This is a genomic window from Streptomyces sp. NPDC060194, from assembly GCF_042728285.1.
Classification (GTDB): Bacteria; Actinomycetota; Actinomycetes; order Streptomycetales; family Streptomycetaceae; genus Streptomyces.
Genome location: NZ_JBHWZH010000174.1, coordinates 1 through 10,613, shown reverse-complemented (window position 1 = coordinate 10,613; position 10,613 = coordinate 1). Strand labels below are relative to the sequence as shown.

At 75.0% G+C, this 10,613-nt stretch carries 4 protein-coding genes; all 4 read right to left on the bottom strand.

All coding sequences use genetic code 11. The features are described from left to right. Nucleotides 1-160: 160 nt before the first annotated feature. Nucleotides 161-3,520: an amino acid adenylation domain-containing protein gene (locus ACFWEG_RS25960; protein ID WP_387219693.1), complete on the bottom strand. Its 3,360-nt coding sequence runs from the start codon at nt 3,518-3,520 to the stop codon at nt 161-163. After that, the gene (locus ACFWEG_RS25955; RefSeq protein WP_387219690.1) at nt 3,513-7,715 is read right to left on the bottom strand and encodes an amino acid adenylation domain-containing protein; all 4,203 of its coding nucleotides are present in this window, start codon (nt 7,713-7,715) and stop codon (nt 3,513-3,515) included. The genes ACFWEG_RS25960 and ACFWEG_RS25955 overlap by 8 nt, the downstream gene beginning before the upstream one ends. A 259-nt stretch (nt 7,716-7,974) precedes the next feature. After that, nucleotides 7,975-9,270 (bottom strand): MFS transporter, encoded by a 1,296-nt coding sequence (locus ACFWEG_RS25950; protein ID WP_387219687.1) that lies wholly within the window; start codon nt 9,268-9,270, stop codon nt 7,975-7,977. Nucleotides 9,271-9,360: 90 nt separating this feature from the next. Further along, nucleotides 9,361-10,416, bottom strand: coding sequence for a winged helix DNA-binding domain-containing protein (locus ACFWEG_RS25945; protein WP_387219685.1), 1,056 nt, complete (start codon nt 10,414-10,416; stop codon nt 9,361-9,363). Nucleotides 10,417-10,613: the final 197 nt, after the last annotated feature.

The following is a 10,613-nucleotide window of genomic DNA, read 5'->3' as shown; positions in this document are numbered from 1 at the left end:
GCCAGCAGCATCCGCGCCAACTCCCGCCGCGCCTCCGGCAGCGCGGCGAGCGCGCTGTCGACGTCGCCGGGACCGGCGGGAGCACGTCCGACGGGCGCGCTCCGCGGGGCCGGGGCGGCGGCGCCCGTGCCGAGTGCCGCCCCGGCGTTCGCGGTCGGGCTCACCGCCCCTCCTCCGGCGCCCGCAGCGAGTCCAGCAGTGCCGCCGCCTCCTCGTCGCTCATGTTCTCGATCTGGTCGAAGACCGCGAGGAGGCGGTCCTGTTCGCCCGCGGCCTCCGCGCGGGCGGTGCGGACGAGGTCGGCGAGGGCGGCGACGGTGGGGTGGCCGAAGAAGTCGGCGAGGGCGATGTCGATGCCGAAGACGGCCCGGACGCGGGAGACGACGATGGTCGCCTGGAGCGAGCTGCCGCCCAGGGCGAAGAAGTCGCCCTCGACGTCCGGGGTGCTCCACTCCAGGAGCGGGGTGAGGATGTCGCGGCAGATCTGCTCCTCGATCGCGTCGCGCGGCGGGGTGCCGCCGGTGGCCGCCTGGTCGGACGGCAGCGGCAGCGCGGCCGTGTCGACCTTGCCGTGCGGGGTGAGCGGCAGGTCGTCCAGGACGATCACCACCGGCACCATGTACGCCGGCAGCCGGGACGCGGCGTACACCCGCAGCCCCTCCGCGTCGGCGACCTCGGACGCGTACCCGCCGACCTGCTCGACGGTGACGTACGCGGCGAGCACCTTCTCGCCCCCGCCGGCCGGGCGGGCGAGCGCGACGGCCTGCTGCACGGACGGGTGGCCGAGCAGCACCGCCTCGACCTCGCCCGGCTCGATCCGGTGGCCGCGCAGCTTCAGCTGCCGGTCGGTGCGGCCGAGGAACTCCAGATTCCCGCCGGGCAGCCACCGCACCAGGTCGCCGGTGCGGTACAGCCGCTCGGTCTCGGGCCCGTCGGCGTACGGGTTGCGGACGAAGCGCTCGGCGGTGAGCGCCGGCTGCCCCAGGTAGCCGCGCGCCACCCCGGGACCCGCCACGCACAGCTCGGCCGGCACCCCCGGCGGCACCGGCCGCAGCCGCTCGTCGAGGACGAACGCCTGGTGGCCGGGCATCGGCCGGCCGATCGGCGGGTTGCGGTCGTAGCTGCCGGTGCAGTCCATCAGCGTGACGGCGACGGTCGCCTCGGTGGGCCCGTAGCCGTTGACGAACCGCCGCTCGCGCGCGGTCCACTCCGCGACCAGCTTGCCGGGGAACGCCTCCCCGCCGACGGACACCAGCCGCAGGTCCGGCAGCTCCGCCTGGTCCAGCAACGGCAGCAGGGCGGGCGGCAGTTCGGCGACGGTCACCTTGTCGTCCCGCAGCCGCGCCTGCAGCAGCGCCGGGTCGCGGCGCTCCTCGTTGGTGGCGATGACGAGCTCCCCGCCGGACAGCAGCGTGGTGAACACCTCGAAGACGGAGACGTCGAACGTCAGCGGCGCGAAGTGCAGGACCCGGTCGCCGGTGCCCATCTCGTAGGAGCGGGCGATCGTGCGGGAGAAGTGGGTGACCGAGCGGTGCTCGATCATCACGCCCTTCGGGGTGCCGCTGCTGCCGGAGGTGTAGAGCACGTACGCGAGGTCCGCGGGGGTCGCCGTCGGCGCGAGCGAGGGCACCTCGCGGACCGGCGCGGTGCTGCCGGCCGTCACCAGCTCCAGGTCCCCCGGCAGGTCCGCGCCGGCGTCGACCAGCGCGTGCCGCACACCCGCGCTCGCGAGGACGGTCCTCGTCCGCTCGGCGGGCGCCGCCGGGTCGACGGGCACGTAGTACGCACCCGCCTTCAGCGTCCCGAGCAGCGCCGCGACGGCCGCCGGGCCCCGGCCCAGGCACACCGCGACCGGGTCGCCGTGGCGCACGCCCCGGTCGCGCAGCCGGTGCGCGATCGCCTCCGACCAGCGGTCGAGCGCCGCGTAGTCGAGGGTGGCCGCCCCGTGCCGCACGGCGACGGTGTCGGGCTGGATGGTGGCGCGTTCCCGGAACGCCCGGTCGAGCGTGGTGGTCCAGGCGGTCTCGTCGACCGGGCCGCCCCGCGACAGCTCGCGGGCGTGCCGGGACGCGGCCGGCTCCTCGACCAGGCTGATCTCGCCCACGGCCAGGTCCGGGTCCGCCGCGACCTGCTCGATCACCCGCCGGAACGCGGCGAGCAGCGCGGAGGCCGTCCCGTGCCGGTAGAGCGAGGTGTTGTACTCCAGGGACAGCTCCAAGCCGTCGTTCTCCCCGACGAGGAAGCTCATGTCGAACTTGGCGGCCCCGTCGTGGAGTTGCTCGACGGCGAAGCCGACGCCGGCCGCCTCGGTGGTCTGGGTGCCCCACCGGCCGAGCGAGGTGAACTCGATCTGGAACAGCGGGTGCCGCAGCGGGTCGCGGGCCGGCCGCACGGAGTCGACGACCTGCTCGAAGGGCAGCTCGCTGTTGGTGAACGCGTCCATCACCGTGCCCGCCGTGCGCGAGACCAGTTCGCGGAACGTCAGCCCGTCGCCGACCTCCGTCCGCAGCGTGATCATCTGCACGAAGCAGCCGATGACCCGCTCCAGGTCCGGGTGCGGACGGGACGCGCTCGCGGTGCCGACGACGACGTCCTCGGTGTGCGTCCAGTGCCGCAGGAGCACGTTGAACGCGGCGAGCAGGGTGGTGAAGACGGTGGTGTCGGACCCCTCGGCGACCTCCTTCAGCCGGTCCAGGAGCTCCTGTTCGAGCCGCAGGCTCAGCCCGCGGCCGTCCCCGCGGGTCTCGGGGCTGCGCGGGTGGTCGGGCATGACCTCCGTCGCCTCGGCGCCGGCCAGCAGCTGCCGCCACTTGTCGGCGAGCGCCCCGCGGTGCTCGGCGTTGTCCAGCTTGGCCCGCTGCCAGGCCGCGAAGTCGGCGTACTCGACCGGCGGTTCGGCCACCTCGGGGCGGCGGCCGGCCGCGGCGGCGGTGTAGCAGGAGGTCAGCTCCTCGGTGAAGATCCGGGTGGAGCCCGGGTCCCACACGACGTGGTGCACCACCCACAGCAGCACGTGCCGCTCGTCCGACAGCCGCACCAGGTGCGCCCGCACCGGCGGCTCGGCCGCCAGGTCGAAGGGGGCCGCCGCGGTGGACGCGGTCAGCTCGGCGAGGTCGCGCTCCTGGTCGTCGCTGCCGCCGAGGTCGGTGGCGCGGACGCCGAGCACGAACGCGGGGACGGGCTCCTGCCACGGCACCCCGTCGACCTCGACCAGCCGGCTGTGCAGCACCTGGTGCCCGGCGACGACCGCGTTGACCGCCTCGTGCAGCGCGCCCCGGTCGAGCGGGCCGTCCAGGCGGACGGCGAGGGCGATGTTGTTGCGCGCCTTGCCCGCGCCGAGCCGGTCGACGAACCACATCTGCTCCTGCTGGAACGAGGCCCGGGAGCGCGGGCCGTGGTCGGCGCGCTTCAGCTCGACGCGGTGTCCGACGCCCGCGGTCATCTGGTTGCGCATCCGGCCCAGGAGCCGGGAGCGCTGCCCCTGGGGCAGCCGGCCGAGCCGTTCGGCGAGATCAGACATCAGTTCCTCCGTTGCGGATCGGTGCGGTGACGGGCGCTGCGAGGGGTGCGGCGAGGAGCGTGGCGAGGAGTGCGGCGAGCCGGTCGGGCAGGTGCTTGGCGAAGTAGTGGCGGCCGCCGGGGAGCACGGCGAGCCGGAGGTCGCGCGCGTACCGGCCCCAGGCGAGGTGGCCCTGCTCGAAGTCCTTCGTGGCGTCGTCGGCGTCCCCGACGACGCAGGTCAGCGGGGTGTTGAGGGGGGCGTCGTAGCCGTCCGGGGTGCGGGCGAAGAAGCGGGCGGCCTCGGTCATGTCGTGCCGGACCATCCGCATGACGGCGGTCAGGTCGCTGTCGTCGAGGACGCCGTCGAAGCCGTCGATGGTGGTCAGGTAGCCCACCAGGTCGTCGTCGCTGGAGGTGCGCTCCATCTCCAGCGCGAACTCCGGGTCGTCCTCCGGCAGCGCGGCCGCCAGGTGCAGGGCGACCGGCCGCAGGCCTTCGCGCTCCAGGACGCGGGTGGTCTCCAGGGCGGCCACGACGCCGGCGCAGTGGCCGTAGACCGCGAACGGGCCGGTGACGGACCGGGCGACCTCGCGGGCGGCGAGCTCGGCGAACTCGGCGACCGGCAGCAGCGGTCCGGGTGCGAGCGGGTCGTGCCCGGGCGGGGAGACGGCGACGAGGTCCAGGTCCGGGGGCAGGTGCGCGGCGAGCGGCTGGTAGCAGATGGCGTCGCCGCCGCCGTGCGGGAAGCAGACGAGGGTGAGCCGGGCCGGGTCGCCGGTGCGGGGCGGGGAGAGCGGGTGGAGCAGGCGGTGCGCGGCGCCGCCGTCCCCGGAGGCGTCGCCCAGCTCGGCGGCCCGGGCGGCCAGCCGGGCCGGGGTCGGGTTGCTGAACAGGTCCACGACCCGCAGCTCCCGTGCCCCCGGCAGCGCGTCGGCCACCGCGCGGATCGCGCGCACCGCGGCGAAGGAGTCGCCGCCCAGCGCGAAGAAGTCTTCGTCGTGGCCGACTTCGCCGAGGCCGAGCACCTCGGCCCAGACGGCGGCGACCCGGCGGGCGGCCGGCGTCGCGGCCGGGGACCCGGTCCCGGTCCCGCCGCCGGTCGCCGCTCCGGCACCGGCACCGGGCCCGGCCGCGCCCTCGCCCGCCGAGCCGTCCGCGCCCACCGCCCCCGGCTCCGCCGGCCGCACGGCCCGCGGCTCCGGCAGCGCCTTGCGGTCCACCTTCCCGTTCGGGCTCAGCGGCAGCCGCTCCAGGACGGCGATCTCAGCCGGCACGCAGTGCGGCGGCAGGACGGAGCCCAGCGCCGTCCGCAGCGCGGCCGGGTCGGGCGCGGCCCCCTCCTCGGGGACGACGTACCCGGTCAGCCGGTCCGAGCCGGCCACCGTCCGGGCGACGACGACCGCCTCCCGGACCTCGGGCTGCCGCCGCAGCGCGCTCTCCACCTCGCCGGGCTCGATCCGCAGCCCGTTGAGCTTGATCCGGAAGTCGGTCCGGCCGAGCAGCTCGACGGTCCCGTCCGCCCGGTAGCGGGCGAGGTCGCCGGTCCGGTAGAGCCGCTCGGTGCGGCCCGGTGCCAGCTCGACGCGGACGAACTTCTCGGCCGTCAGCTCCGGCCGGTTTAGGTAGCCGCGGGCCAGCCCCACGCCGCCCAGGTGCAGTTCGCCGGGGACGCCCACGGGGGTGATCCGGTCGGCGGGGTCCAGGACGAACGCCAGCTGGTTGGCCATTGGCCGGCCGTACGGCAGCTTCGTCCAGTCCGCCTCCACCCGGCCGACCCGGTACTCCACCGAGTGGATCGACGCCTCCGTCGCCCCGCCGAGCGCGGCGAAGGAGAGGTCGGGAGCGAAGGCGCGCAGCCGGTCGGGCTGGGTGACGGGGATCCAGTCGCCGCCGAGGAACGCGGTCCGCAGCCGCGGCAGCGCGGGCCCCGAGGCGTGCTCCAACTGGTCCAGGAGCAGACCGAGCAGAGCGGGCGCGGAGTTCCAGACGGTCACGCCGTGCCGGTCGATCAGCTCCGCCCAGTGCGCCGGGTCCTTCGCCGCGGCCGGGTCGGGCAGGACGATCGTGCCGCCGGCCGCCAGCATGCCCAGCGTCTCGTAGACGCTCATGTCGAAGCTCGGCGAGGACAGCGCGAGCACGGCGTCGCCGGGGCCGATGCCGTAGGACCGGTTGAGGTCGAGCAGGTTGTTGACCACCCCGCGGTGCTCCAGGGCGATGCCCTTGGGGGTGCCGGTGGAGCCGGAGGTGAAGATGACGTACGCCAGGTCGCGGGAGGTGACGCCGGTGTCCGGGCGGGTCGCGGGCAGGGCGTCCAGGGCGTGCCGGTCGGTGTCGAGGAGGATGCGGGCGGTGCCGGGGGCGAGCGGCAGCCGGCCGACGAGTTCGGCGTCGGAGACGACGATCGGCGCCTTCGCGTCCCCGAGCAGCAGCCCGAGCCGCTCCTGCGGGTACTCCGGGTCGAGCGGAACGTAGGCCGCGCCCGCCTTGAGCACGGCGAGGACCGCGGAGACCAGGCCGGGCCCCCGGCGCAGGCACAGCGCGACCGTGCGGCCGGGGCCCGCGCCCGCCTCGGTGAGCCGGTGGGCGAGCCGGTTGGCGCGCTCCTCCAGCTCGCGGTAGGTGACGGTCCAGCCGCCGAGTCCGCCGCAGACGACGGCCGCCGCGCCGGGCCGGCGGTCCGCGTGCTCCTCGAACAGCTGGTGCAGGCAGGCGTCCTGGGGGAAGGGGGCGCGGGTCGCGTTCCAGTCGTCGAGCGCGGCGCGCAGCTCGGGGGCGGTGAGCAGCGGCAGCTCGGCGAGGGGCGCCCGCGGGTTCCCGACGGCCCCCTCGAGCGTGGTGAGGAAGTGGCCGAGCAGCCGGTCGACGGTCTCCGCGTCGAACAGGTCGGTGGGGTACTCCACCAGTGCGCGGACCGCGCTGCCGGTGTCGTGGACGCTGATCATCAGGTCGTACTTGGTGGCCCGCGAGGCGAAGTCGATCGGCTCGGTGGCGAGCCCGGCGAGGCCCGGCGCGGTGTCCGGGGTCTCGTCGAGCAGGAACATCACCGACGTCAGCGGCGGCCGGCTGGGGTCGCGGGGCAGTCCGACCGCGTCGACGATCAGGTCGAACGGCAGCTCCTGGTGCGCGTACGCCTGGAGGGTGGTCTGCCGGGTGGAGCGCACGAGGTCGGCGAAGGCGAGGTCGCCGGCCGTCCTGATCCGCAGCGGGAGGGTGTTGACGAAGAAGCCGATCAGGTCGCTGAAGGCGGGGTGGTCGCGGCCGGAGACGGAGGTGCCCACGACGACGTCGTCCTGCCCGGTCCAGCGGCGCACGGTCGCGGCGAAGCCGGCGAGCAGCGTCATGTAGAGCGTCGCGCCCTCGGAGCGGCCGAACTCCCGCAGCCGGGTGATCAGTTGCGGCGGAAGCTCGATGTAGCGGGAGGCGCCCGCGTGCGAGAACACCGGCGGGCGCGGCCGGTCGGTGGGCAGGTCCACCGGGCCGGCGCCGGCCAGCTCGGTGCGCCAGAAGTCGGTGAGCCGCTCCAGGCGCTCGCCGCTGACGCGGTCGCGCTGCCAGGCGGCGAAGTCGGCGTACTGCAGGGCGAGCGGGGGCGGCGGCGGGGCGGCGGACGCGCCGGTCCGGGCCGCGTAGGCCGCCTCCAGCTCGGTGGTGAGCAGCCGCATCGACCAGCCGTCGGTGACGATGTGGTGCAGGTTGAGCACGAGCACGTGGTCGTCGGCGGCGAGCCGGGCGAGCGAGGCGCGCAGCGGCACGGTGTGCGCGAGGTCGAAGGGGGCGGCGGCGTCCGCGTCGTAGAACGCCCGGACCGCGTCCTCGTCGGGCAGTTCGCTCACCGGCAGCGGCAGCCGGAAGCCCTCCACCACCCGCGGGACGGCCTCCGCCGCGCCGTGGACGTCCTCGTGGACCGTCCGCAGGATCTCGTGCCGGTCCACCACGTCCTGCAGCGCGCCGTGCAGGGCCGCCACGTCGAGCGGGCCGCGCATCCGGGTCGCGATCGGCACGTTGTACGCCGGACTGCCCGGCTGCAGCTGGTCGATGAACCACAGCCGCCGCTGCGCGAACGAGAGCACCGCGGGCGCGGTGCGGTCGCGCGGCGCCGGCTCCGGATCCTCCCGCGCGGCGGCCCGCCCCCCGGTGCGCCCGGCGAGGGCCTGGAACAGCGCCCGGCGGGACTTCGGCAGGGCGGCTATGCGTTCGGCGAGGGACTCGCTCACCTGATGCCTCCGTGTGGTGGACGTGCGTGGGGTGGGGGAGGACGGCCGGGGGGTCGTACGGGTGCGCGGGGCGGGGTGGGGCCGGGGTGCGCGGGCGGGGCGGGGTGGGGCGGGGCGTGGGCGGGGTGCCCGAGGGGCCGGGATCAGGGGCCCGGAGGGCCGGGGGAAGCGCCGGGCGCGGAGCGGGAGCCGTAAGGGGGTCGGCTCCCGCTCCGGGTCCGGGTCCGGGCGGCGGTGGGCCGCGTCGCCGGGGCCGGGGTCAGACGGGGAGCTTCTCGTCGTTCGTCGGCGTGGCGCCGGTGGCGTCCGCGGCGGGGGAGTCGTCTGGGGTGGTGCCCCCGGGCATCTCCTTGATCGCGGCGACCGGGCCGCCGAGGAGGGTCAGACCGCCCGCCGCGGTGACCGCGCCGGCCACGGCCAGCGCCCAGGTGAGGCCGATCGCCTCGCCGAGCACGCCGCCGAGCAGGTAGCCGAGGGACAGCGCGCCGTAGACCGCGGAGAGCGCGGTGCCGCTGACCCGGCCCATCTGCTCGTTCGGGGTGACGCCCTGCACCAGGCTCAGGACGTGGATGTCGAACATCGGGGACACGAAGCCGATGACGGCCTGGACCACGATCAGCCCCACGAACCCGGCGACCGCGCCGCCGGTCGGGACCAGGACGTAGCCGACGCCGAGGACGACGGCCGTCAGGACCAGCGTGCGGCCCAGCGTGAGGACCTTCGAGACCTGCTCGGAGAGGACCGCGCCGACGATCACGAAGACCGACATCACGGCGAAGGCCGCGCCGACCTGCCCCGGGCTCAGGTCCAGGACCTTGTACGCGTACACGATGAGCAGCGCGTCACCCATCGCCGCACCGAGGTTCACCACGACGTTCGCGGTGAACAGGCCGCGCAGGACGGGGGTGCCGAAGAGGGTCTTCAGGCCCTCCTTCATCTCGGCCTTGGCCGAGGCCTTCGTCTCCTCCACCCGGGCGCGGGTGTCGCGGTGGCGGATGAGGAGCAGCGCGACCAGGGAGATCGCGAACGTCACCGCGTCGACCGTGATCGCGCGGGCCGCGCCGAGCACCTGGATCAGCGCGCCGCCGGCCCCGGCGCCGACCGCCTCGGCCACGCTGCGGCTGATCTGGAGCTTGGTGTTGCCCTCGACGAGGTTCTCCGTGCCGATCAGCTGCGGGAGCCAGGACTGGTAGGAGACCTCGAAGAACGTGGTCAGGATGCCGGTGAGGCCGGCCACGACGTAGATGTGCGTCATCGTGACGTTGTCCAGCGCGAACGCCAGCGGGAGGCTGCCGAGGGTCAGGATGCGGCCGAGGTCGGCCACGATCATGACGGTCCGGCGCGAGAACCGGTCGGCGACGAGGCCGGCGACCGGGGCGAGCAGGAGGAACGGGAGGAAGCGCAGCGCGCCGAGCACGCCGACCTCGAAGGCTCCTCCGTCGAGCAGGACGACCGCGAGGGTGGGCAGGGCGAGCAGCGAGATCTTGTCGCCGAAATTGCTGAAGGTCTGGCCGAACCACAGGCGGTTGAAATCGGAGTGCCGACCGAGTGCCATGTCAACGCCCTTTTCTGATCGGGGACGGAATCGTCGGGCAGCACTCAATCTAGGGGCGGGGGGTTAGGGTCCGGTTATGGATTCCGCGCATTATGGTTTCGCTGTAGGGCTTTTATGAGAAGCGGTGTAGAACCGCTGGAGATCCGCGCCCTCGCGGGCGACGCCCTCGGTGACGACGGGGTCGTCCGCGGCGTCGAACAGCTCCACCACCGGTTCCGCGCCGTGCCGGCCGCCGGACCAGGTGCCGATCGCCCAGCCGTCGAGGGTGACGGTCGCGCGGATGATGCCGCCGCCGGGCCATACCCGGCGTTCGTGTTCCGCGGGGACGGAAAGGTCCCGGCGGCGGTATCCCACCAGATAGTTGTCGAATGCGGGAAGGAGGCGGACGTCGCCCGTCGGGATTTCTTCCCCGCTTTCCGGAGCGGAATCCTCGGTCGCCTGCCACGCCTTCCGGCACGCGGTGATGCGCAGGCCCGACCACTGGGCGAAGTCGGCGGCGTCCGAGGGGCCGTGGGCGCGGCGGTAGCGGCGGGCGAGTTCGGTGACGGCGGCGTCGCCCGTGTGCGCCGGGGGGCCGTCCGCCGGCAGCCAGTCGTCCAGGAGGGCGAAGGTGGCCTCGCCGTCGCGGGTCGGGCCGTGGCAGATCGCGCCCTCGAGGGCGGTGCGGCGGATGAGGTGGATGGCGGGCTGGCCCTTGGGCGGTACGCCCAACGTTCCCAGCCTGGCGGTCAGTTCGGCGCGGGTCAGGGGGCCCTCGTCGGCGATCGCCCGCGCGATGAGGGTGGAGGCGCGGGTGCAGAGGTCTTCCGCGAGGTCGAGTTCGCGCAGGCGGCGGGTGGCGAGGGCGAGGTGGACGGGGCCGAACAGGTCCAGGAGCCAGCGGGCGTCCGCGGCGGGGATGAGTTGCAGCGTCCCGCGCATGAACCACCCCCGCACGGCCGTCCTCGCGACGTCCGTCGCGTGCGTGACGTCCGCGGCGGTCAGGCCTTCGGTGCGGGCGCGCAGGCCCAGCGCGGCGGCCTCCGCGTCCTGCGCCTGCACGGCCTGCACCCGCGCCAACGCGCCCCCGACGTCCTTCTCCCGGGCTCCACCCGCAATCCCCTGCGCGTACGCCCGCGCCACCGTCTGCACATCTCGTCGCTCCACGACCCTCACTCTTCCACCGTGCGTGGCGACGACCGGGAGTCTTCGGGCCTCCGGCCCGGTTTTTCCCCCACCCGCCCCTTCCCCAAGTCCCTCGGCGGGCGCCTTTCCGCCTGCCGGCGGGGACCCGGGCTCCGCCCGGGTGGCCTCAATCGCCGGCCGGGCTAAGACTTTTTCGCGGCTCGCGCCGGTTTTCGCGG

Excerpts from the sequence above, each read along its gene's own strand:
- ACFWEG_RS25960 (WP_387219693.1), bottom strand. The coding sequence starts at position 3,520 with ATGTCTGATCTCGCCGAACGGCTCGGCCGGCTGCCCCAGGGGCAGCGC.
- ACFWEG_RS25950 (WP_387219687.1), bottom strand. The coding sequence starts at position 9,270 with ATGGCACTCGGTCGGCACTCCGATTTCAACCGCCTGTGGTTCGGCCAG.